Raw genomic sequence first — 20,468 nt, 5'->3', positions numbered from 1 at the left:
TAGCCGCCTTCTTAATGGGTCGACGGGTTTCCAGGTGCATGGTTGTACGTAGTGGGGTGCCATGTCCCGGATAGTTGGTATCGACCTGGGCACTACCAATTCAGTAGTGGCGGTTCTTGAGGGCGGCCGTCCCCAGGTGATCGCCAGCGCCGAAGGCGGCCGCACGACCCCCTCGGTGGTGGGCTTCAGCCGGGATAAGGAGTTGCTGGTGGGCCAGCTGGCCAGGCGTCAGCTGGTGCTCAACCCCCGCAATACTTTTGCAAATCTCAAGCGCTTCGTAGGCCGTCAGTGGGACGAGCTGGAGGAGGGCAGCCTCTCGGTGCCCTACAGCGTGCGGGCAAACGAGCAGGGCAATGTGCGCGTGGTGTGTCCGGTCACGGAGCGCCAGTACGCCCCCGAAGAACTTGTTGCCAGCGTGCTGCGCAAGCTCTGCGATGACGCCGCCACGTATCTGGGCGAGCCCGTGGAGGCGGCGGTTATTACCGTGCCCGCCTATTTCAACGATGCCCAGCGCCAGGCCACCCGCGATGCCGGCCGCCTGGCGGGCATCAGCGTCGAGCGGATCCTCAACGAGCCCACGGCGGCAGCCCTGGCCTATGGCTTTGATCGCAGCACCGTCAAGCGGGTGCTGGTGTTTGACCTGGGTGGTGGCACCTTCGATGTCTCGGTGCTGCGCATCGCCCAGGGCGTGTTTGATGTCAAGGCCACCAGCGGCGACACCCAGCTAGGAGGCAACGACTGGGACCGGCGCATTGTCGACTGGCTGGCCGCTGCCTTTTTGGCGGAGCACGCCATCGATCTGCGCCGCGACCGCCAGGCCCTGCAACGGCTCACCGAGGCGGCGGAAAAGGCCAAGATCGAACTCAGCGGCGTCCAAAGCACGCCGATTTCGCTGCCTTTCATCGCCACCGGCCCCGACGGGCCGCTGCACATCGAAACCACCCTGGAGCGGCAGGTATTTGAGGGCCTGTGCCCCGATCTGCTCGATCGCCTGCTGCGGCCGGTGCAGCGGGCCTTGCGCGATGCGGCCTTCGCAGCCGAAGACATCGACGACGTTGTGCTGGTGGGCGGTTGCACCCGCATGCCGATGGTGCAGGAGACGGTGCGGACCCTGATTCCCATGGAGCCCTGCCAGTCGGTGAACCCAGATGAGGTGGTGGCGATCGGTGCTGCGGTGCAGGCGGGGATCCTCACCGGTGAGCTGCGCGATCTGATGCTCAACGACGTCACGCCGCTTTCGCTGGGCCTGGAAACCATCGGTGGCGTGATGAAGGTGCTGATTCCGCGCAACACCTCGATCCCGGTGCGCAAAAGCGACCTATTCAGCACCTCCGAGTCCAACCAAAGCTCGGTGGAGATCCATGTGCTGCAAGGGGAGCGGCAGATGGCGGCCGATAACAAGAGCCTGGGGCGTTTTCGCCTGTCTGGCATCCCGCCGGCGCCCCGGGGCGTACCCCAGGTGCAGGTGTCTTTTGATATTGATGCCAATGGTTTGCTGCAGGTATCAGCCACCGATCGCACCACCGGGCGCCAGCAGAGCGTCAGCATTCAGGGGGGATCCAACCTCAGTGAGGAGGAGATCGCCAAGTTGATCGAGGAGGCGGAGCTCAAATCCAGCGAAGATCGCCGCAAACGGGCTGAGATCGATCGCCGCAATCGCGCCCAAACCCTGGTGGCCCAGGCAGAGCGCCGCCTGCGCGACGCCTCGCTTGAATTGGGCCCCTACGGCGCCGAGCGCCAGCAGCGTTCCGTGGAGATGGCCCTGCGCGATGTGCAGGATCTGCTGGCCGCCAACGACCTGGTGGAGCTGGAGCTGGCCGTGAGCCAGCTGCAGGAGGCCCTGTTTGGTCTCAACCGCCGCCTGCTGAGCGAGCGCAAGGCGGAGCAGGGGCCGCTGCAGGGTCTCAAAAACACCTTGGGCTCGCTCAAAGATGAGTTGTTTGCCGATGACGACTGGGATGACTGGAACCGCCCGGGCAGCGACCCCTGGGCCGCCCCCCCCAGTCGCTATGACCGGGATCCCTATCGCGAGCGCCGGCCCCGCAACGACGAAGACCCCTGGGGAGATGGTTCTTACCGGTGACGCGTAGCCCCGCCGCCCCGGCCGACTACTGGTCGGTGCTGGGCCTCGAGCCTGGTGCCGATGCCAGCAACCTCAAACGGGCTTTCCGGGCCCAGGCCCGCCGCTGGCACCCCGATCTCAACGGCAACGATCCGTTGGCGGAGGAGCGCTTCAAGCTGGTTAATGAGGCCTATGCGGTGCTCTCGGATCCGCGGCGACGCCAGGCCTGGGAGACCGGCCAGCCCGCTGACGGCCAAAACCGGCAGTCCGAGGATCCCTTTGCTGCCGGTTTCCCAGACTTCGAGGAATACCTCGAGGCGCTCTTCGGTGAGCGTCAGCGCTCGCGCCGGGACGCCGAGCCCGAGCCTCCTGCGCAAAAGCCGCGTCCGGCCTCTGGATCGGTGACTGCCTCGCCGCCGCCGCCGCCGCCGGTGCAGGCCTCCAGCGACCAGGAGAGCCTGGTGGAGCTCACTCCCGAGCAGGCGCTTCAGGGGGAGCGGCTGGAGCTGGAGCTAGCTGACGGCACGGCGGTGGAGGTGTGGACCCCGCCACTGGCCGGTGATGGCTGGCGCCTGCGGCTGGCCGGGGTGACCCCCAGCGGCGGCGACCATTTCCTGCAGCTGCGGGTGCGCACCGAAGAAGGCCTGCGCATCGATGGCCTGCGGGTGCTCTACCCCCTCGAACTGACCCCCGCGGAAGCGGCCCTGGGCTGCCAGGTGGTGGTGCCCACCCTGCGCGGGCCGGTGAAGTTGCGGGTGCCGGCCGGCTCCTCCAGCGGCCGCATGTTGCGGTTGCGGGGGCGGGGCCAGGAGTGGGGTGAGCAGCGCGGCGACCAGCTGGTGGAGGTGCGCATCCTGGTGCCGGAGCAGCTGGGTGAGGCTGAAGCTGCCCTCTACAAACGGCTGCAGGAGCTCGCCGACGACCCTGAGGGGCTGCACCGGTGACACACTGAGTTGGTCAATGCCCTATGCCGCGACCCATGCCGGTGCATGTGCTGCTGTTCGATGCTGGAACCGATCAGGAAGGCATCCATTCGTTGGAGCTAAATGGCCGCACGGTGGTGCTGCTGTTTGAAGACGGCGACGATGCGGAGCGCTACGCCGGTCTGCTCGAAGCCCAGGACTTCCCGGTGCCCACCGTGGAATCCCTCGACCGCGAAGAGATGGAGCTTTTCTGCGGCGAGGCGGGCTATGAGGCTCGCTTTGTGCCCGCCGGCTTCCTGCCCCAGAGCGCCGAAGACCGGCTGCTGCTCGCTCCGCCTGAGCGCAACATGGACGTAACCAACTGGCAGGAGCAGCAGGAGCGCGATGGCGAGGGCTCCGCTGATGATCCCAGTCTCGAAGACTTCCGGCGCCAGCTGGAGGGCTTGCTGTGAGCGGGCCAGATCGCGGCCACCTGCTCACCGAGCAGGCCAATCCGCTCAGCGAGCGGCTCGACCAGCTGCCCACCGACGAGCTGGTGGGCCTTTTTTGTGCCAACGAACGGGAGCCCCAGCGGGCCCTGGAAGCGGCGGCCCCGGCCCTGGCTGCCGCCGTTGATGCCATCGCGGCGCGTTTGCAGGTTGGCGGGCGACTTTTTTACCTAGGGGCGGGCACCTCCGGCCGGCTTGGGGTGCTCGATGCCGCCGAGTGTCCGCCAACTTTCTGCACAGCGCCGGAGCTGGTGCAGGGCGTGCTCGCTGGCGGCGCCCCAGCCCTACTGCGCAGCTCCGAGGGGCTGGAGGATCTGGCAGCTGCTGGCCGCAGCGACCTGGAGGAGCGCGGCTTTGGCCCGGCCGATTGTTTGGTGGGCATCGCTGCTGGCGGCACCACTCCCTACGTGCTGGGGGCCCTGGAGCACGCCCAGGCGATTGGAGCCCTGGCAATCGCCATGGCCTGCGTGCCAGCCGAGCAGGTGCCGATGCCCTGCTCCATCGACATTCGCCTGCTCACGGGCCCGGAGTTGCTGGCGGGCTCCACCCGGCTCAAGGCCGGCACCGCCACGAAGATGGCCCTGAACTTGCTCTCCACCGGCGTGATGGTGCGGCTGGGCAAGGTGCACGGCAACCGCATGGTGGATGTGGCCGTCACCAACAGCAAGCTGGAAGATCGGGCCCTGCGCATCCTGCGCGATCTGGCGGGGCTGGAGCGCCAGCGCGGCAGGGAACTGCTGCAGCAGAGCGGCGGCTCGGTGAAGCTGGCCCTGCTGATGGCCGCAAGCGCCCTGGATACGGCCTCAGCCGCCGCCCATCTGGCCAGCCATGGCCCTTCCCTGCGCCAGGCCCTGGCGGCCTGCGGCGCTCAGCTGAAAGGCCCCCAGTAGGGGGCCGTAAATAGGTCGAGTTTGCGGCGGGTGGCGGCGGGCACCTGCTCCTTGGCTGTCATCAGGGCATGGCGCAGGGCCTGATGGGCGCTGCTGCTGGGTCGCTGGGCCTCAACCCGCTGGGCAGCTAGCCGCACGATCTGCTGGGCCAGGCTGGCGTTGGCCTGCAGGTTGGCGATCACCATTTCCACCGTCACCGAGGCGTGTTCCTGGTGCCAGCAGTCGTAGTCGGTCACCATCGCCAGGGTGGCGTAGGCGATCTCGGCTTCCCGGGCCAGGCGCGCTTCGGTGTGATTGGTCATGCCGATAACGGCGCAGTCCCAGGAGCGGTAGAGCTCCGATTCGGCCCGGGTGGAGAAGGCGGGCCCCTCCATGCAGAGGTAGGTGCCGCCGCGGTGCAACTTGCGGCCTTCTGGCATCAGGCTTTCGGCCACATCGGCCAGCAGGCGGCTGAGCACCGGGCAGAAGGGCTCGGCAAAAGCCACATGGGCCACCAGCCCCTCGCCAAATAGCGTCAGAGGCCTTTGGTGGGTGCGATCGATGAATTGATCTGGCACCAGCATGTCTAGGGGGCGAAATGGCTCTTGCAGGGAGCCCACTGCCGACAGCGACAGGATCCAGCGCACGCCGAGGGAGCGCAGGGCCCAGAGATTGGCGCGGTAGGGCACCTCGCTGGGGGTGTGGCTGTGGTGGCGGCCGTGGCGGGCTAAGAACACTACCTCCAGATCGCCGATACGGCCGAGGCGCAGGGCATCGGAGGGGGCGCCGTAGGGCGTTTCGATCGTGAGTTCTTGAATGTCTTCGAGACCCTCCATGGCGTAGAGGCCGCTACCCCCCAGGATCCCCAGGCGGGCCCGGCTGAGATCGATGCCGTGGGGGGAGCTGGGGGTGGGGCTACTCATCGGCGGCGGGGTCTGGCGACGGGGCGTTGTAAGGGATTGATCCGGTAGGAGCTTGCCCCATTCTCAGCACGGCGTTTCAGCCGCTTGGCCCTTGCCACCCCATAAAGTCGGCCTTTGTTCCCTGCCGCCGTGACCAAAGCCTTGATGGAGACAGACGCCGGCACCATCGAACTCGAACTGTTCGAGGCCGATGCACCCAACACCGTGGCCAACTTCACCAAGCTCGCCAAGGAGGGCTTCTACGACGGCCTGGCCTTCCACCGTGTGATCCCCGGCTTCATGGCCCAGGGCGGTTGCCCCAATAGCCGTGAAGGCGCCCGTGGCACCGCCGGCACCGGCGGCCCCGGCTACCAGATCAACTGCGAGATCAATAGCCAGAAGCACCAGGCGGGCACCCTGGCCATGGCCCATGCCGGCAAGAACACGGGCGGCTCGCAGTTTTATATCTGCCACGGAGCCCAGCCCCACCTCGATGGCGTGCACACCGTGTTTGGCCTCACCGGCAACATGGAAGTGGTCACGGCCCTCAAGAACGGCAGCCGTATCAACAATGTGACCATTCAGGGCTGAGTTAGCGCCAAACCAGAAAGGCACCGGGCTGAACCATCAGGTCGGTGCCCAGATCTGCAAGGGGCCGCTGCTCTGACTCCAGATCAGCGCTGGGGTGACTGCTGCGTTGGCCGTCAGGGGCCAATAGCAGGCTCAGCCGTTCGGTTTTGGGCCAGTCGCCCATCAGCACCAGCGCTGCAGCAACGGCCCCCACTCCACTGCCGGCATGGTCGAGGCCACTAAGTAGCACCGCCAGCTGGGGCTGGTCGAGCAGGGCCAGCAGCCTTGGATGCTCCTCTCGCTCCACCTGCAGCCCCTGCTTCAGGGCCCAAAGCTGCAGCTGCTCCAGCTGACCGCTGCTGGCCACCTGGCCGTGCCAGGCCAGCACTGCCGTGGGTCCGCCGATCGGACAGGAGGGACCATCACCCATCAGATGGCCAAGTTTGATGCGTTTGGTTTGCAGGTAGGCGGCGTTGTGGCTGCCGGCATCCATCACCAGCGGCACCCGGTCTTCCACCTGTAGGCCATAGCCACCGAGGCCAGCGATCTTGCGCGGGTTGTTGGTGATCAGGCGCAGGCGCTGTATGCCTAGGTCGCTGATGATCTGGGCGCCAACTCCGTAGTTGCGCAGGTCGGCAGCAAAGCCAAGGCGCTCATTCGCTTCCACCGTGTCGAGGCCGGTGTCCTGCAGGGAGTAGGCCTTGAGCTTGTTGATCAGGCCGATGCCGCGGCCCTCCTGGCGCAGATACACCACCACGCCAACGCCGGCGGCTTCGATCATGCGCAGGGCCGCCTCCAGCTGGGGCCGGCAGTCGCAGCGCAGCGAACCAAAGGCATCCCCGGTGAGGCACTCGCTGTGCACCCGCACCAGCACCGGCTCTGTAGCCAGCTGCGGTTGGCCCTTGATGATGGCCACATGCTCGCTGCCATCGAGTTGGTTGCGGTAGCCGATGGCCCGGAAGTCGCCGAAGGCGCTGGGCATGGCCGCTTCCGCCTGGCGCTGCACGAAGCGCTCCGTGTCGAGGCGGTAGCTGATCAGTTCGGCAATGCTGATCAGGCGTAATCCGTGGCGTTTGGCGTAGGCAGCCAGCTGGGGAAGCCGGGCCATGGAGCCGTCGCTGTTTTGAATTTCGCAGATCACGCCGGCCGGATACAGGCCCGAAAGCCGGGCTAGATCGACGGCGGCCTCGGTGTGTCCAGCGCGCTTCAGCACGCCGCCTTGCTTGGCCCGCAGCGGGAAGATGTGGCCTGGCCGGCGCAGGTCGGCCGGACGGGTGTGGGGGTGGATCGCCACCTGGATGGTGCGGGCGCGATCGTCGGCGGAAATTCCCGTGCTGACGCCGTTCTCTGGGCCCGCATCGACGCTCACCGTGAAAGCGGTCTGGTTGCTGTCGGTGTTGCGGTCCACCATCAAAGGCAGATCCAGGGCGTCGAGCCGGTCGCCCTCCATGGCCAGGCAGATCAAGCCCCGGGCTTCGGTGGCCATGAAGTTGATCTGTTCGGGCGTAGCAAACTGCGCCGCGCAGATCAGATCCCCTTCGTTTTCTCGATTTTCATCGTCAACCACCACGATTGATTCGCCGTTGCGGATCGCGGCGAGACCATCGGCAACGGAATCAAAAGCGATTCGCTCTTCCCCGTTCAAGGCAAGCTCCGGCCCGGAACCGGCTGTCAAGGGCGAGGAACTCGGGTCGCGCAGGAGGGTCAACGGGGTGCGGGCGGGGACTGGGCCCTGGCGCAATCATCCTTTATAAAGCCCCTTCGTCCTGCCCCCGGGCCTTGCCATGGCCAACAAGCGTGTTGCGGTAATCGGCGCCAGTGGCTACGGAGGCCTGCAGACCCTGCGCCTGCTCCAGCAGCACCCTGCCCTGGAGGTCAGTTTCCTGGGTGGCGAGCGCAGCAGCGGCAAGCGCTGGAGTGAGCTGGTGCCCTTTCTGCCCCTGGCCGGCGATCCGGTGGTGCAAACCCCAGACCCGGATGCCATCGCCGCGGCGGCTGATTTCGCGGTGCTGAGCCTGCCCAATGGCCTGGCGGCCCAGCTGGTGCCGCCGCTGCTGCAGCGGGGTGTGCGGGTGGTTGATCTTTCCGCCGACTATCGCTTCAGCAGCCTGGGCCGCTGGCAGGAGGTGTATGCCAGCGAGGCCCGGGAGCTGCCCCGCAGCGATGACGCGCTCTGCGCTGAGGCCGTTTATGGCCTGCCCGAATGGGAGGCGGAGGCGATTCGTGGCGCCCGCTTGGTAGCTGCTCCTGGCTGTTTCCCCACGGCCTCCTTGCTGGCCCTGCTGCCGTTTTTGAAGCAGGGTTTGATCGACACCACGGGCATCGTGATCGACGCCAAAACCGGCACCTCCGGTGGTGGTCGGGCTGCCAAGGAGCACCTGCTGCTGGCGGAATGCTCCGAGGCGGTGGCTCCCTATGGGGTGGTGGGCCACCGCCACACCAGTGAGATTGAGCAGCTGGCTAGCCGGGTGGCGGGCCATGAGATCCAGCTGCAGTTCACCCCGCACCTGATGCCGATGGTGCGGGGCCTACTGGCCACCGTTTACTGCCGTCTGCGCGACCCAGGCCTCACCGCCGCAGACTGCGCCACCCTGCTGGCTTCGGCCTACCGCCAAGCTCCCTGCGTTGATGTGCTGCCGGTGGGCACCTACCCCTCCACCAAATGGGTGCGCCAGACCAACCGGGCCCTGCTCTCAGTGCAGGTGGATCCCCGCACCGGCCAGCTGATCGTGATGGCTGCCATCGACAACCTGATCAAGGGGCAGGCGGGTCAGGGGGTGCAATGTCTCAACTTGATGGCCGGGCTTGAGCCCACCGCCGGCCTGCCGTTGCTGCCCTTCTATCCCTGAGCTGCGAGGTGCTGGGCGGTGAGGGTTACCGCCAGGGGCAGGATGCGGTGCTCCTGGCGCTGGATGCGGGCGCTGAGGCTGGCGTGGTCGTCCGTTGCTAACACCGGCACCGCCGCCTGCACCAGGATTCGTCCTGCATCAACCTCCTCGCACACCAGGTGGGCAGTGCAGCCGGCCAGGGTGACTCCCGCTGCCAGGGCCTGGCCCACCGCATCAAGGCCGCGGAAGCTGGGCAGCAGCGATGGATGAATGTTGATCAGACGCTCGGGGAAGGCGCCGATCAGGGTGGGCGTCACGACGCGCATCCAGCCCGCCATCACCACCACATCAACGCCGGCTGCCTGAAAAGCCGCCACCAGGGCCTGGTCGAGGGCTTCGCGGCTGGCCACGCTGCGGTGGTCATGCACTTGGCAAGGTATGGCGAGACGCCCGGCCCTTTGCTGGGCACCGCAGCCGGGGTTGTTGACCACCAGCAGGGCCACCTCTGCCTGGAGCCGGCCGTCAGTGCAGGCTTGCACCAGGGCTTCAAAGTTGCTGCCGGCTCCGGAAGCCATCACCCCCAGCCGCAGGATTGGCTGGGCGCTGGCCCAATCCGCTGGCAATTCCGGTGGCAATGGCCACTGGACGCAGGTCTCTTGATCGCTAGGGTCTGAAAAAGCGGGCATTGCGCCGTGTCCCACCTCACCATCCTGCCCACAGTGCTGCGCGATGCCGAAGGGCTCGCCGCCAGCCTGGTAGCCCTGGGCCATACCCCCATCTATGGCGGGGTGCTCAAAGGTTTTGCCGGCGAATTCCAACCCGTTCTTCTGCAAGTTGTTTTGCCAGGTGGTGAACGGCTGGGCTGGCAGCGCCACAACGACGGCTCCCTTGCCCTGGTCGGCGACCTGCAGCGCCTTAGCCGCTCCCAGACCCTGCAACGCCTGCTTGGCGCCATCACCCGCCGCTACGCCGCCGAGCTGGCCCTGAGCCAGGCCGCCAGCGAGTTTCCAGGGGTCCAGGTGAGCCTGGCGTACTGACGTCGTGCCCGAGCTGCATCTCGATCTCACCGCCTGCCACCAGCACCTGGTGCGGGTTTGCCTTCTCCATACCCCCCGCCAGCTGAGCCTGCGCCTGGCCCTGCCGGCCTGGACCCCTGGCTCTTACCTGATCCGCGACTACGTGCGCCAGCTTGAGGGTCTGGAAATCACCCAGGCTGGACTCCATTTAGAGCCGCGCCGCACCAGCCCGAGCGGCTGGCAGCTAGAGCTGCCCAGCCTCGAACCCATCGAAATCAGCTACGCGGTGCTGGCCGCTGAGCTCACGGTGCGCACCTGCCACCTTGATGGCGACCACGGCTTTCTGGCCCTGGCGGCCGTTGTTCTGGAGCTGGAGGGGGAGCGCTGGTCGCCCCACCGGCTGCAGCTCAGCCTGCCGCCCAGCTGGGAGGCCTTCGTGCCCCTGCCGGAGCTGCAGGGCCCGGCGCAGGGCTGGCTTGCCGCCAACTTCGACCAACTTATTGATACGCCGGTGGAGGTTGGTCCCCATCGCCTCCATCACTTCAGCGTCGCCGGCGTGCCCCATCGCTGGGTGAGTTGGGGCCGCGATCTGCAGGGCGGCGACTTACTCGACAGTGATCCCCAGCTGCTCAACGACCTCGAAAAGGTTTGCCTGGCCTGCTGCCGCTTGATGGGGGTGGAGCGACCTGCGGCCGACCACTACTTGTTTGTGCTGCACCTCACCGAAAGCGGTTATGGCGGCCTGGAGCACGACTACAGCATGGTGTTGCAGTTTGGCCGCCGGGTCCTGGCCAAGCCTGATGGGCGCCGCAAGTTGCTGCAGCTAGCCGCCCATGAATACCTGCACCAGTGGAACGTGCGCCGGCTGCGGCCCGCCGAATTAAGCCCCTATCGCTACGACCAGGCGGTGGTGGTGCCCACCCTCTGGTTTGCCGAGGGAATCACCAGCTATGTGGATCAGCTGTTGCCCCACTGCGCCGGCTGCAGCAGCGAGGCGGAGCTGCTCGAGGATCTGGGCGCGGATCTGAGCCGCTATCTGCTCAGTGCTGGGCGGCGCTTGCAGAGCCTGCGCGCCAGCAGTGAGGAGGCCTGGGTAAAGCTCTACCGCCCCGATGCCTACTCCCCCAACAGCCAGGTGAGCTACTACCTCAAGGGTGCGGTGCTGGCCCTGGTGCTGGACCTGCACCTACGCCGTACCGGCAGCGGCCTGCCCGTGGTGCTGCGGCAGCTTTGGGCCAGCCATGGCGCCGTAGGGCGGGGCTACCAGGAGGCAGACCTGATTGCTGCCTTTGCCAGCCAGGCGCCCGATCTGGCCGAGCTGTTGCCCCACTGGCTCAACTCATGTGAAGATCCGCCCCTGTTTGGCTATCTGGCCGATGTGGGATTGCGGCTTACCCCCCGGCTGGCCGGCAACCAGGAGCTGGGCTGCCGCCTGGAGCCAGGCAGCGGTGGGCTGGTGGTGCAACGGGTGGGCCGCGATGGACCGGCCCAACGGGCGGGGCTGGTAGTGGGCGATGAATGGCTTGCCCTCGATGGCCTGCGCCTGCGCACCATTGACGATTTGATGGTGCATCTGCGGCCAGAGGCTCCTCTGATTCCGCACCAGCTGCTGTTTTGCCGGGATGGCTTGGTGCGCAGCACCGTGCTGCTGCCAACGGCGCCGCCAGTCGAGAGCTGGCAGCTCCAGCTCGATCCCGGCACTTCGGAGCTGGGCACTCCCGAAGTCTGTGCCGAGCGCCGCCGCCGCTGGCTGGGCCTTGAAGCTGCATGAATTCCAGCCCCAGGCCCCTCTGGATTGCCCTAGGCGCTGGCGCCATGCTTGCCCTGGGTGGGCTTGGCTGGCTGGCCCGGGACCTCTCAGCACAACCGAGTGGCGGTCAAAAGCGCCCCAGCCTGCTCGAGCTGCTCGAAGAGGTGCGCCAGCCTCCTTCTTCCCCAGAGCCGGGCCGACGGGCGGCACCGGGGCCTCCGGCCCACCGGCCATGGCAATCGCCACTGGTGGCGAGTTGCGCTCCTGGCGATCCTGCTCAGCGCTTAAAGCTGCAGCAGCTGGCCGAAAGGGTGCAGAGCTCCTCGGTGCGGGTGCAGATCCACCCCACTAATTTCGGCGAGCGATTTAATCGTGATGCCTACGGCAATCCGGTGGATCCGACTCCTCAGCTGGTGGTGCTCCACGAAACGGTCTATGGCATCGGCTCGGCCATCAACACCTTCGTGACGCCCCATCCCCGTGATGAAGACCAGGTGAGCTATCACACCTTGATCGGTGGAGATGGCTCAGTGGTGCAGCTGCTCGATCCTTCCAAACGGGCCTTTGGAGCTGGTAATTCGGCCTTTAACGGCCGCTGGGTAGTTACCAACGCCAAGGTGGGTGGCTCGATCAATAATTTCGCCCTGCATATCAGCTTGGAAACGCCCCTCGATGGCGAAGACGCTGGGCCAGCTCACAGTGGCTACACCCCAGCCCAATACGACGCCCTGGCGGCCCTGCTAGCGGGCTGGATGCAGCGTTTCCCCATACCCCCTGCAAATATCACCACCCACCAGGCGGTGGATCTGGGTGGGGAGCGAGCCGATCCCCGCAGCTTCCGTTGGTCTGAGTTGCAAAGCCGACTGCAAAACCTTGGCCTGCTCTGTAACCGCTAATCAGATCAGTGGTGCTGGGGCCTGCTTGCGGGTGGCATAGAGCAGGGCATGGAGCTCGGGGTCCTGCATGGTGCGCAGGATGCGGCGGGGGTAATCGAGCTTGCCGTTATGTAGGTAGGCAAGGGTGGCCAGGGCCTTGGCGTCCCGGGGATTGACGCTCGCCTGGAGGGGGCGCTGCGGCAACTCGAGGGCGCGGCTGAGGCGGGCGAATTTGCCAATTAGCAGCACCACGTTGCGTTCCGGATCGAGCAGTTGGTTGCGGGCTTCGGTAATTTCGGCTTCGGAGGCATCGGGCTGCAGCAGGCCCTGGTGCACCATTTCGCCCAGGCCGAGCTGGGCCGGGCCGTGGGTGCTGAACAAGCCGGAATGGGCCGCTAGGGGTAGATCCTCACCCGGTTTGGCGTGCCGCATTTCGTCAAACAACACAGCAGCAACCAACAGCGGATTGACCATTTGGCGCTGGGATTCGGCCAGGATCAGGGGACGAAGCTCGACCAAGCGGCCCAAGGTGTGGCTGCGTAGTGGTTCCAGCTGGTCAATGCCGCTGGTAAACAATTGAGCCAGCCGGGGCTGGGGGCCATGGACGCCAAAACGACGCTTCAACTCCTTTAGTTCGTCTGGAGAAAATTGCAGTGGATCGCCAATTTGGCCTTCCCCAGGGGCGGAGCTGATGCTGCCGCTGAGCCCGGGATCTAGCAGTAGCAAGGGGGCATTGGGCCCGCCGGCGAGGGGCAAGCTTGCAACCGCAAGCACGGCTGCAGCAAGTCCGCAAAACCGCCTAATCCCGACCAGCCGCTTGCCATAGGCAAGCCAACCCCGTTGGCTGGAAGGGTTCGGCACAAAACTATCTAAAGTCTTACGGATCTTAAGGAAGTGTTCTTGGCAAGTCCTTTGCCTATGGAACGGTCTTCCGTCCGGCACCAGGGCTGGTGCTCGGCCTGGGTCAGATCTAAGTTCTGGCGACGAGAGCGGCTTGAGCCGCAAGCCCATGCTTGCCAATTTTGATGGCTCCAGCGCCGAGATCCAATGGCAACGCTTCTGCGACTTGCTTTGGTATGAAAGCGATCTTGGTATCTGGCTAGATGTGAGTCGCATGGCGATCGGCCAGGCCGATCTCGATGCCTTGGCTCCCCGATTCGACCTGGCCTTTGCGGCGATGGCCGCCCTGGAGGGTGGTGCGATCGCCAATCCGGATGAACAGCGCCAGGTTGGTCACTACTGGCTGCGCAACCCAGAGCTGGCACCAGACGCCGCCACCACCGCGCACATCAACACCGAGGTGGACCGGATCGAGACCTTTGGCCGCGCGGTGCTCGACGGCAGCCTCTGTGCTCCCAATGGCCAACCTTTCACCGACGTGCTTTGGATCGGTATTGGCGGTTCTGGCCTCGGCCCGCTGCTGATGGTGCGCGCCCTGCAGGAAGAGGGTCAGGGTCTCCCCTTCCACTTCTTTGACAACGTTGACCCCGCCGGCATGAGCCGCACCTTGGCGGCCCTGGACGGCCGCCTTGCCACCACCTTGGTGGTGGTGGTGAGCAAGTCGGGCGGCACCCCTGAGCCCCACATCGGCATGGAGCAAGCCCAGGCCCGGCTCGAGGCCCGGGGCGGGCAGTGGGCCGGTCAGGCTGTGGCAGTCACCATGCTCGACAGCAAGCTCGACCAGGTGGCCGTAGCTGGGCAGTGGTTGCGCCGCTTTGACATGTTCGACTGGGTGGGCGGTCGCACCAGCATTACCAGTGCCGTTGGCCTGCTCCCCGCCGCCTTAGTGGGTGCCGACCTGCGCGGCTTCCTGGCCGGTGCCGCCCGGATGGATGCTTTGACCAGGGTGTCAGATCTGCTTAATAATCCGGCGGCCCTGATGGCTGCAGCCTGGTTTGTGGCCGGCCATGGCCAGGGCAAGCGCGACATGGTTGTGCTCCCTTACCGCGATCGGCTGGAGGTGTTCAGCCGTTATCTCCAGCAGTTGGTGATGGAGAGCCTCGGCAAGAAGCACGACCGCGGCGGTGAGGTGGTGCACCAGGGCATTGCCGTCTACGGCAACAAGGGCTCGACCGACCAGCACGCCTACGTGCAGCAGCTGCGCGATGGCATCGACAACTTCTTTGTGACCTTCATCGAGGCCTTGGAAGAGCCCAGCGATATCCCGCCCATCGGTGATGAGATCCCTGGCGACTTCCTCGATGGCTTCCTGCAGGGCACCCGTTCGGCCCTGATGGAAGGCGGCCGCCAGAGCCTTTCGATCACCCTGCGCCGCTTTGATGCCACAGCCCTCGGTGCCCTGATCGCCCTGTTTGAGCGCGCCGTCGGTCTCTACGCCGAACTGGTAAATGTCAACGCCTACGACCAGCCGGGGGTGGAGGCCGGCAAAAAGGCAGCAGCCCTGATCCTGGCCCTGCAAGAGCGGCTCGAGACCCTGCTAAGCGATGGCCAGGAGCGCAGTTTGCAGGAGTTGCAGCTGGCCCTGGGCACGGATAGCCCAGAGAGCCTGTTTTGGATCCTGCGCCACCTCTGCGCCAATCCCCGTGGCTATCAGGTGACTGGTGACTGGGGTTCTCCGGCGGCGATGAAGTTCGCCAAGGTCTGATTAGGGAAATTCCCATGCCAGAGCCCGTTGCGACGAGCCCGGCCTCTCCCGGGCAGGTGCTGCGCGAGGTATTTGGCTACGGCGCTTTTCGCGGGCCCCAGCAGGAGATTGTTGAGCATGTGGTGGCTGGTGGCTCGGCCCTGGTGCTGATGCCCACCGGTGGGGGCAAATCGCTTTGCTACCAGATCCCGGCCCTATGCCGAGCCGGAACGGCGGTGGTGATTTCGCCCCTGATTGCCCTGATGCAAGACCAGGTTGAGGGGCTGCGTCAGGCGGGGGTGCGGGCTGCGGCGCTGCACTCGGGCTGTAGCGCTGAGGAAACCGCCAACACCTGGCGCATGCTGTGGGCGGGCCAACTGGATTTGGTCTATTTATCTCCCGAGCGCTTGCTGGCGGGGGACACCCTTGAGCGGCTGGCTGCCCTACCCCTAGCCCTGTTTGCCATTGATGAGGCCCACTGCGTTTCCCAGTGGGGGCATGACTTCCGCCCGGAATACCTGCAGCTTTCGGTGCTGGCCCAGCGATTTCCCGCCGTGCCTCGGCTGGCACTCACCGCAACGGCCGATCCCCTCACCCGAGACGAGATCCGCGCCCGGCTGCAGCTGGAGCAGGGGCGGGTGTTTCTGGCCAGCTTTGATCGCCCCAACATCCGCTATCTGCTGCGCGATAAGGACGACGTTCGCCGCCAATTGCTTGAGCTGCTCGCCGATCACCGCGGCGCTTCAGGAATCGTGTATGCCCGCTCCCGCAACCGGGTGGATGGCTTCTGCCGCGATCTGCAGGCGGCGGGATATGACGCCGTTGCGTATCACGCCGGATTGGATGGGGCGGTGCGCAGCGCCGCTCTGGAGCGCTTCCGCCGCGAAAGCGGCGTGGTGGTGGTTGCCACGATCGCCTTTGGCATGGGCATCGACAAGCCGGATGTGCGCTTTGTGGCCCACGTGGACCTGCCCAAAAGCCTGGAGGCCTACTACCAGGAAACTGGCCGCGCCGGCCGGGATGGCCTGCCGGCCCTGGCCTGGATGGTCCATGGCGGCGGCGATGTGCCCCAGCTGCGCCGCTTCATCGACGACTCCGACGCGGAGCAGCAGCAAAAACGGGTTGAGCACGGCAAGCTCGATGCCCTGATTGGCTTCACCGAGGCCAGCGGCTGCCGCCGTCAGGTGTTGCTCAACCACTTCGGCGAGGCCCTGCCCGAGCCCTGTGGCAATTGCGATCTCTGCCTTGAGCCAGATACGGCCGTCGATGCCACCGAGTCGGTGCGTAAGGCCCTATCGGCTGTGTACCGCACGGGCAGCCGCTTTGGTGCCGCCCACTTGGTGGATGTGCTGCTGGGGGCAGATACGGCCCGGATTCGCGAGCTCGGCCACCAGCAGCTGGGTGTGTACGGCATTGGCAAGGAGCTTGATCGCGGCCAGTGGCGCAGCCTGTTTCGCCAGCTGGTGGCCCAAGGTTTGCTGCAGGCCGACTCCGAGCGCTACGGGGCCCTGGGATTCGGTGAGGACGGGCGGCTCAAGCCATTGCTGCGGGGTGAGACCCAGCTGCGGCTGCGGCTGCCGCCGCCGCGGCGGGAGCGGCGCCGCCAGCCCGGAGCAAATCAGGCCCCTGCCCCGGCGGAGCTGGCCGCTGATGCGGCACCGGTGTTGCAGGCCCTAAAGGATTGGCGCCGCGAGCAGGCTCGCTTGCAGGCAGTGCCTCCCTACGTGGTGTTCCACGACCGCACCCTGGTGGAGGTGGTGGCCCGCCGACCCCGCTCGCTGGCGGAGCTGGCCGGGATCGGCGGCGTGGGCCAGGCCAAGCTCGATCGCTATGGAGAGGCGCTGCTGGCGAGCTTGGATGCCGCGCTTTTGCATCAAGAAACACAAACGCCAGCTTCATGAGGCGTTACAATAAGTTCACGTTTCCTTAAGGATTCTTTTCATGACTGATTCAACTTCCCGCTTTGGTTTCGTCGCTTTTGCCGAAACCTGGAACGGCCGCCTAGCCATGCTCGGCTTTGTGATCGGTTTGGGCACCGAGTTGCTCACCGGCCAGGGCATCCTGGGCCAAATTGGCCTGGGCTGAGTCCCGATCGGGCCTGACCAGCTGGCGTCAAAGCCACTGCATGCCCGGGGTTTCCAGCATTTCCTGGCTGGGCCAGGCACCGAGACCTGCAAAGGCTGCCCCTAGGGCAGCCCATATCCCTTTGCCGCTAGACAGCTCCTGTTCAGCGGCCCATTCGGCTTCAGCCACTCCAGCTTCACCCAGGCCAAGAGCTTCCACCAGCTGCCGGTAAAGGGCTTTTTCTTCTGAGTTGATCGGCGAACTGTCCTGAGGCCGTTGGCCCACTTTGGCCATCATGTAGCTGAGTTTCAGGGCCAGAGCCCGGTCTTCCTCGCTAGTGAGCCTGGGAATCACTTCCGCCAGCACGGAAGAGTCCACTGTCCAGGCAGCTAGCTGACGCGCAGCTTCCTGGTTTGCCTCCGAGCCATCTCCACAGGGGAAGTACTTGGCAACGAGTTTCTCGAGCAGCCGCTTTTCGTCTGCGGAAACATCGCCATCGGCCCAGGCCACGCAACAAACCACCCTGAGCAGGTCAAGCTGACGTTCTCGTTCTGAGCTGCCCATGGCGCAGGGATGGCTTTTGGGCCATTTTGGCCAGCCCTTGGCTCCGTTCAGCGGAAATGCTCCCCAGAAGGGGGCATACAACGGTGGCAATCGGGATCATGATGAATTGAACACAGAATGGAGGTGGGCCATGGTCCACACCACCCAAGTTTTGACAACCAGCTGCCTGGGACGCACCTGCCTCAAATGGCAGCCCGATGGCGAGCTCACCGCCCTTGATCTGCAGCTAGTGCTCGAGCGCCTGGCCCAGGTCGACGAAGATGTGGTCGCCATCCTGGATCGCACTGTCGACGAGATCCCATGTCCCTCGATCAGCTGAAGGCCTTCCTGGGCAAGGTTCAGGATGACCAGTCGCTCCGGCAAGCCGTGCAAGCCGCTGCTACTGCTGATGATGTGGCCCAGATCGGGGCAGGCCTGGGCTTTGAATTTTCTGGCGACGAGCTGCTGCGGCTCTCAGGTAAAAAAGTAGGCCGCGTAACGGTCATTAAGCAGGACCTGCCTGGCGAATACAACTAGCTGCCGTGCCGTGGGCTTCGTTCGCGGCTAGACCACCTCTAGTGAACGCAGCAACATCACCATGGGCAAGCGAGCGGAACTGATCTCGGCGATTGGCTTAGGGCTTGTCGTGGCAGCTGCTGGCAGCTTGGCCGCTCTGGCCCGCCCCATGGGTGGCGGCGGCTTTGGCGGGCCGGGCTCCGGTGCGGGGGTGCGTCCAGGGGCGGGCTGGGGAGCACCAGGAGTAGGAGCACCCGGAGCGGGAGCTCGGCCTGGTGTGGGCTGGGGCGCCCCTGGAGCAGGTCTCACCCGCGCCCCAGGGGCATCTGCCTGGAATCCGGCCTGGGGCCGCCAAGGCGGTTACTGGTCGTCCCGCACCTGGAGCACCGGCTGGTACCGGCCCTATCCAGCGGCCTGGCCCTGGTGGGGAGCCAGTTCGGTGGCCTGGGGGGTGGGCAGCTTGGCCACGGCTGCTGCAATCACCAGTGCTGTCGACGCAGCTGCGTATCAGCAGTCAACCGTGATCGTGGTGCCCCAAACCAGCCTGCAGCTTGACTACGGCTCGGTTCAAGCGCTGCCACCTAGTGGAGTGAAATTTTCCTACGGCGTTGCCGGTATGCCCCTGATGACCGCCACCAGCGATTGCAAGCAGGGGCTGATCAATGGCATGGCACCGACCACTGCTGACCAGGCCCAGGTGCTCAACGCCAGCTGCCACATCGCCTATGGCTCCGTCTGAGCCAGATGGCCCCCTCCCTTTTGCAGATTCGGGCCCTGGAGAAGGGCGATCTCGCCAACGTCATCGCCTGGGCCCGCGCTGAACACTTCGCGCCTGGCCAGGGAGACCTAGCCATCTACCGCCATACCGACCGCCAGGGGCTCTGGGTGGGCTGCCTCAGCGGGCGTCCGATCGGCTGTATTGCAGGGGTCCGTTACAACGCCGAATACGGCTTCATCGGCATGTTTCTGGTGCAACCAGAGCACCGGGGTCAGGGATTTGGCCGCCAGCTTTGGCAGCGTGCCCTGCAGCATCTGGAGGGCCTTACTTGCATCGGCATTGAGGCCGCCCCCGATCGCATCGATGACTACGCCAGCTGGGGGTTTGCACCGGCGTCGCCAACCCAGCGCTGGCAGCGGATCAGTGATGGCAACATCCCGCCCGCCGCTACTCCAGAGGGCCTGAGCCTGCTTGAGGGAAGAGCCATACCCGATTGGGCCGTGCAGACCTATGACGCCCAGCGGGAGCTCAGCCCCCGGCCCCACTTTCTCGCCGATTGGCTGCACCATCCAGCCGGCACTGTGCTGGCCCTGATCGGCCCAGATGGTTCATGCCACGGTTTTGGCCGGATCCGCCCTTGCCTGCTGCATCGAGGTGAGGGTTGGCGGATCGGGCCCCTGCTCGCCGACACGCCTGCCCTGGCGGCCCAGCTTCTCAACGCCCTGATGGCCCGCCATGCCGGCGTGGTGTTGATCGATGCCCCTGCCGCCAATCAGGAGGCGGGGCCCTTGCTGCGGCAGTTGGGCTTTGCGGTGGTCGCCGAGACGCTGAGGATGTATCGGGGCAGCCTGCCGGCGGTTCCCCTTGGCGATGTCTACGGGTTGGCCTGCCTGGAGCTGGGCTGAGCGCGGCCGGCGGCGAGGCCAGCCTCTGTGGCAGTAACAACAGCCAGTAGCAACAGGCCGCCTAGCCCGATCAGTTGATTTTGCTGCACTAAATCGGGCATCAACACCTCATCCACGTTTTGGCTTAGTACTCCTCCCGCCACAAACCAGGCAGTTGCCAGGCCTGAGCTGATCCAGTAAGCCCGCCAGCGGCGTTGATAGATGTATCCCGTACCTAAACCAGGCACCAGGTTGAGCACTACGGCCACCCAGGGACTGGAGGCGGCAAGAATTACTTCTTGGCTGATTTCCTGGCTGGCTTGATCTGGATTGCTGGTTGGGGTCATTTTTGGCGTGGCCTGGTTTGCTGCATCACGGGCGTTGAACCTGCAGGCTGGGGTGCAGCTGATTCTTTTTGCAGTGCTCGCCGCCCTGGTGATTCTGTTGGTGATTGTGGCGGTGGCGTGGAGTCTCAATCCAAGCCGGCAGGATTTTGCCTGGTTTATTCGGCTGCGCCGCCCCCGCTGGCTGATGTTTGAGGGCTTGATTCCCGTGATTTGGCTGCTGATCTACGCCTGCTTCTACCTCTCGGCCTGGCTTACCTGGCAGGCCAGCTGGAGCGGCCTCTGGATGGCGGCTTTCTTGGTGCAGCTGGTCTTGGTGCAGAGCTACACGCTTGTGATCTGCCGTAGCCGCAGCCTGGGTAGGGGCACGGCCATTGGCTTTGCTGGCTGGGTGTGGGGCATGGCCCTCACCCTGGCTGTGGCTAGCGTGAGTTCGCTGGCGGCTGCTTTGCTGCTGCCTTACCTGCTCTGGAGCCCGGTGGGCACCTGGGTTACCTGGCAGATGCGTCAGCTCAACCGCTAGCCCTGGTCA

The 20,468-nt window shown here is 65.5% G+C and carries 23 protein-coding genes; 17 read left to right on the top strand and 6 right to left on the bottom strand.

Annotated elements, in window-relative coordinates; translation table 11 throughout:
• Positions 1 to 61: 61 nt before the first annotated feature.
• The 4 genes from dnaK to murQ are packed head-to-tail and all read left to right on the top strand — an operon-like array spanning position 62 to position 4,363.
• The gene (gene dnaK, locus AC01FP_RS01615) at positions 62 to 2,083 is read left to right on the top strand and encodes a molecular chaperone DnaK (RefSeq protein ID WP_474477338.1); all 2,022 of its coding nucleotides are present in this window, start codon (positions 62 to 64) and stop codon (positions 2,081 to 2,083) included.
• Positions 2,080 to 3,006, top strand: a complete 927-nt coding sequence (locus AC01FP_RS01610) for a DnaJ domain-containing protein (protein ID WP_474477336.1) — start codon at positions 2,080 to 2,082, stop codon at positions 3,004 to 3,006. The genes dnaK and AC01FP_RS01610 overlap by 4 nt, the downstream gene beginning before the upstream one ends.
• A 35-nt stretch (positions 3,007 to 3,041) precedes the next feature.
• The gene (locus AC01FP_RS01605; RefSeq protein ID WP_474477507.1) at positions 3,042 to 3,437 is read left to right on the top strand and encodes a DUF3110 domain-containing protein; all 396 of its coding nucleotides are present in this window, start codon (positions 3,042 to 3,044) and stop codon (positions 3,435 to 3,437) included.
• Positions 3,434 to 4,363 carry an N-acetylmuramic acid 6-phosphate etherase gene (gene murQ / locus AC01FP_RS01600; protein WP_474477333.1) on the top strand — a complete coding sequence of 310 codons (930 nt, stop codon included), beginning with the start codon at positions 3,434 to 3,436 and terminating at the stop codon, positions 4,361 to 4,363. The genes AC01FP_RS01605 and murQ overlap by 4 nt, the downstream gene beginning before the upstream one ends.
• Here the strand turns inward: murQ and mtnP are convergent.
• On the bottom strand, positions 4,342 to 5,265 hold the full coding sequence (gene mtnP / locus AC01FP_RS01595) for an S-methyl-5'-thioadenosine phosphorylase (protein ID WP_474477330.1): 924 nt from the start codon (positions 5,263 to 5,265) through the stop codon (positions 4,342 to 4,344). The two genes, murQ and mtnP, sit on opposite strands and share 22 nt — an antisense overlap.
• A gap of 129 nt (positions 5,266 to 5,394) precedes the next feature.
• Here mtnP and AC01FP_RS01590 point away from each other — a divergent pair, with 129 nt between their 5' ends.
• Positions 5,395 to 5,835 (top strand): peptidylprolyl isomerase, encoded by a 441-nt coding sequence (locus AC01FP_RS01590; protein ID WP_474477327.1) that lies wholly within the window; start codon positions 5,395 to 5,397, stop codon positions 5,833 to 5,835.
• A gap of 1 nt (position 5,836) precedes the next feature.
• Here the strand turns inward: AC01FP_RS01590 and ribBA are convergent, their stop codons facing one another.
• Complete coding sequence (gene ribBA / locus AC01FP_RS01585) at positions 5,837 to 7,441, bottom strand: bifunctional 3,4-dihydroxy-2-butanone-4-phosphate synthase/GTP cyclohydrolase II (protein ID WP_474477504.1); 1,605 nt, start codon at positions 7,439 to 7,441, stop codon at positions 5,837 to 5,839.
• Between the two features lie 157 nt (positions 7,442 to 7,598).
• Here ribBA and argC point away from each other — a divergent pair, with 157 nt between their 5' ends.
• Positions 7,599 to 8,663, top strand: coding sequence for an N-acetyl-gamma-glutamyl-phosphate reductase (gene argC / locus AC01FP_RS01580; protein ID WP_474477325.1), 1,065 nt, complete (start codon positions 7,599 to 7,601; stop codon positions 8,661 to 8,663).
• On the opposite strand, the gene purN is transcribed toward argC, so the two are convergent.
• Complete coding sequence (gene purN, locus AC01FP_RS01575) at positions 8,654 to 9,328, bottom strand: phosphoribosylglycinamide formyltransferase (protein ID WP_474477322.1); 675 nt, start codon at positions 9,326 to 9,328, stop codon at positions 8,654 to 8,656. The genes argC and purN overlap by 10 nt on opposite strands.
• A gap of 6 nt (positions 9,329 to 9,334) precedes the next feature.
• Here purN and AC01FP_RS01570 point away from each other — a divergent pair, with 6 nt between their 5' ends.
• Genes AC01FP_RS01570 through AC01FP_RS01560 form a run of 3 tightly spaced genes read left to right on the top strand, consistent with a single transcriptional unit; the run spans position 9,335 to position 12,304 of the window.
• On the top strand, positions 9,335 to 9,679 hold the full coding sequence (locus tag AC01FP_RS01570; RefSeq protein WP_474477319.1) for a DUF1257 domain-containing protein: 345 nt from the start codon (positions 9,335 to 9,337) through the stop codon (positions 9,677 to 9,679).
• 4 nt (positions 9,680 to 9,683) lie between these two features.
• A complete protein-coding gene (locus AC01FP_RS01565) occupies positions 9,684 to 11,429 on the top strand; it encodes a M61 family metallopeptidase (RefSeq protein WP_474477316.1) in 1,746 nt (581 codons plus the stop codon).
• A complete protein-coding gene (locus tag AC01FP_RS01560; RefSeq protein ID WP_474477313.1) occupies positions 11,426 to 12,304 on the top strand; it encodes an N-acetylmuramoyl-L-alanine amidase in 879 nt (292 codons plus the stop codon). The genes AC01FP_RS01565 and AC01FP_RS01560 overlap by 4 nt, the downstream gene beginning before the upstream one ends.
• On the opposite strand, the gene AC01FP_RS01555 is transcribed toward AC01FP_RS01560, so the two are convergent.
• A complete protein-coding gene (locus tag AC01FP_RS01555) occupies positions 12,305 to 13,057 on the bottom strand; it encodes a helicase DnaB (protein WP_474477310.1) in 753 nt (250 codons plus the stop codon). It lies immediately after the preceding gene.
• A gap of 235 nt (positions 13,058 to 13,292) precedes the next feature.
• Here AC01FP_RS01555 and AC01FP_RS01550 point away from each other — a divergent pair, with 235 nt between their 5' ends.
• The 3 genes from AC01FP_RS01550 to AC01FP_RS01540 are packed head-to-tail and all read left to right on the top strand — an operon-like array spanning position 13,293 to position 16,952.
• On the top strand, positions 13,293 to 14,888 hold the full coding sequence (locus AC01FP_RS01550; protein WP_474477307.1) for a glucose-6-phosphate isomerase: 1,596 nt from the start codon (positions 13,293 to 13,295) through the stop codon (positions 14,886 to 14,888).
• A 14-nt stretch (positions 14,889 to 14,902) separates the two neighbouring features.
• The gene (gene recQ / locus AC01FP_RS01545; protein ID WP_474477305.1) at positions 14,903 to 16,768 is read left to right on the top strand and encodes a DNA helicase RecQ; all 1,866 of its coding nucleotides are present in this window, start codon (positions 14,903 to 14,905) and stop codon (positions 16,766 to 16,768) included.
• Positions 16,769 to 16,808: 40 nt separating this feature from the next.
• Positions 16,809 to 16,952 carry a high light inducible protein gene (locus AC01FP_RS01540; RefSeq protein ID WP_474477302.1) on the top strand — a complete coding sequence of 48 codons (144 nt, stop codon included), beginning with the start codon at positions 16,809 to 16,811 and terminating at the stop codon, positions 16,950 to 16,952.
• A gap of 27 nt (positions 16,953 to 16,979) precedes the next feature.
• Here AC01FP_RS01540 and AC01FP_RS01535 read toward each other — a convergent pair whose 3' ends face one another.
• Positions 16,980 to 17,495 (bottom strand): tellurite resistance TerB family protein, encoded by a 516-nt coding sequence (locus tag AC01FP_RS01535; protein WP_474477299.1) that lies wholly within the window; start codon positions 17,493 to 17,495, stop codon positions 16,980 to 16,982.
• Positions 17,496 to 17,625: 130 nt separating this feature from the next.
• Here AC01FP_RS01535 and AC01FP_RS01530 point away from each other — a divergent pair, with 130 nt between their 5' ends.
• The 4 genes from AC01FP_RS01530 to AC01FP_RS01515 all read left to right on the top strand — a co-directional run bounded on the left by AC01FP_RS01530 (position 17,626) and on the right by AC01FP_RS01515 (position 19,613).
• Positions 17,626 to 17,814 (top strand): hypothetical protein, encoded by a 189-nt coding sequence (locus AC01FP_RS01530; protein ID WP_322765539.1) that lies wholly within the window; start codon positions 17,626 to 17,628, stop codon positions 17,812 to 17,814.
• Positions 17,796 to 18,011 (top strand): Nif11-like leader peptide family natural product precursor, encoded by a 216-nt coding sequence (locus tag AC01FP_RS01525; protein WP_322765540.1) that lies wholly within the window; start codon positions 17,796 to 17,798, stop codon positions 18,009 to 18,011. Before AC01FP_RS01530 ends, AC01FP_RS01525 begins: the two co-directional genes overlap by 19 nt.
• A gap of 61 nt (positions 18,012 to 18,072) precedes the next feature.
• On the top strand, positions 18,073 to 18,729 hold the full coding sequence (locus AC01FP_RS01520) for a hypothetical protein (protein ID WP_474477296.1): 657 nt from the start codon (positions 18,073 to 18,075) through the stop codon (positions 18,727 to 18,729).
• Positions 18,730 to 18,734: 5 nt separating this feature from the next.
• Entirely contained in the window at positions 18,735 to 19,613 is an 879-nt protein-coding gene (locus AC01FP_RS01515) for a GNAT family N-acetyltransferase (RefSeq protein WP_474477293.1), read from the top strand.
• Here AC01FP_RS01515 and AC01FP_RS01510 read toward each other — a convergent pair.
• Positions 19,583 to 19,939 carry a hypothetical protein gene (locus AC01FP_RS01510; protein ID WP_474477290.1) on the bottom strand — a complete coding sequence of 119 codons (357 nt, stop codon included), beginning with the start codon at positions 19,937 to 19,939 and terminating at the stop codon, positions 19,583 to 19,585. The two genes, AC01FP_RS01515 and AC01FP_RS01510, sit on opposite strands and share 31 nt — an antisense overlap.
• Positions 19,940 to 19,946: 7 nt before the next feature.
• Here AC01FP_RS01510 and AC01FP_RS01505 point away from each other — a divergent pair, with 7 nt between their 5' ends.
• Positions 19,947 to 20,459: a TspO/MBR family protein gene (locus AC01FP_RS01505; protein ID WP_474477287.1), complete on the top strand. Its 513-nt coding sequence runs from the start codon at positions 19,947 to 19,949 to the stop codon at positions 20,457 to 20,459.
• Positions 20,460 to 20,468: the final 9 nt, after the last annotated feature.

The organism is Cyanobium sp. NIVA-CYA 375 (assembly GCF_056108345.1).
Note: the sequence above shows the minus strand (reverse complement) of the source record. Positions and strands in the feature narration are given on the sequence as shown.

Coding starts and splice junctions, on each gene's coding strand:
- dnaK (WP_474477338.1), top strand. CDS start 62: ATGTCCCGGATAGTTGGTATCGACCTGGGCACTACCAATTCAGTAGTG.
- AC01FP_RS01605 (WP_474477507.1), top strand. CDS start 3,042: ATGCCGGTGCATGTGCTGCTGTTCGATGCTGGAACCGATCAGGAAGGC.
- mtnP (WP_474477330.1), bottom strand. CDS start 5,265: ATGAGTAGCCCCACCCCCAGCTCCCCCCACGGCATCGATCTCAGCCGG.
- argC (WP_474477325.1), top strand. CDS start 7,599: ATGGCCAACAAGCGTGTTGCGGTAATCGGCGCCAGTGGCTACGGAGGC.
- purN (WP_474477322.1), bottom strand. CDS start 9,328: ATGCCCGCTTTTTCAGACCCTAGCGATCAAGAGACCTGCGTCCAGTGG.
- AC01FP_RS01560 (WP_474477313.1), top strand. CDS start 11,426: ATGAATTCCAGCCCCAGGCCCCTCTGGATTGCCCTAGGCGCTGGCGCC.
- AC01FP_RS01550 (WP_474477307.1), top strand. CDS start 13,293: ATGCTTGCCAATTTTGATGGCTCCAGCGCCGAGATCCAATGGCAACGC.
- recQ (WP_474477305.1), top strand. CDS start 14,903: ATGCCAGAGCCCGTTGCGACGAGCCCGGCCTCTCCCGGGCAGGTGCTG.
- AC01FP_RS01540 (WP_474477302.1), top strand. CDS start 16,809: ATGACTGATTCAACTTCCCGCTTTGGTTTCGTCGCTTTTGCCGAAACC.
- AC01FP_RS01535 (WP_474477299.1), bottom strand. CDS start 17,495: ATGGGCAGCTCAGAACGAGAACGTCAGCTTGACCTGCTCAGGGTGGTT.
- AC01FP_RS01530 (WP_322765539.1), top strand. CDS start 17,626: ATGGTCCACACCACCCAAGTTTTGACAACCAGCTGCCTGGGACGCACC.
- AC01FP_RS01525 (WP_322765540.1), top strand. CDS start 17,796: ATGTCCCTCGATCAGCTGAAGGCCTTCCTGGGCAAGGTTCAGGATGAC.
- AC01FP_RS01520 (WP_474477296.1), top strand. CDS start 18,073: ATGGGCAAGCGAGCGGAACTGATCTCGGCGATTGGCTTAGGGCTTGTC.
- AC01FP_RS01515 (WP_474477293.1), top strand. CDS start 18,735: ATGGCCCCCTCCCTTTTGCAGATTCGGGCCCTGGAGAAGGGCGATCTC.
- AC01FP_RS01510 (WP_474477290.1), bottom strand. CDS start 19,939: ATGACCCCAACCAGCAATCCAGATCAAGCCAGCCAGGAAATCAGCCAA.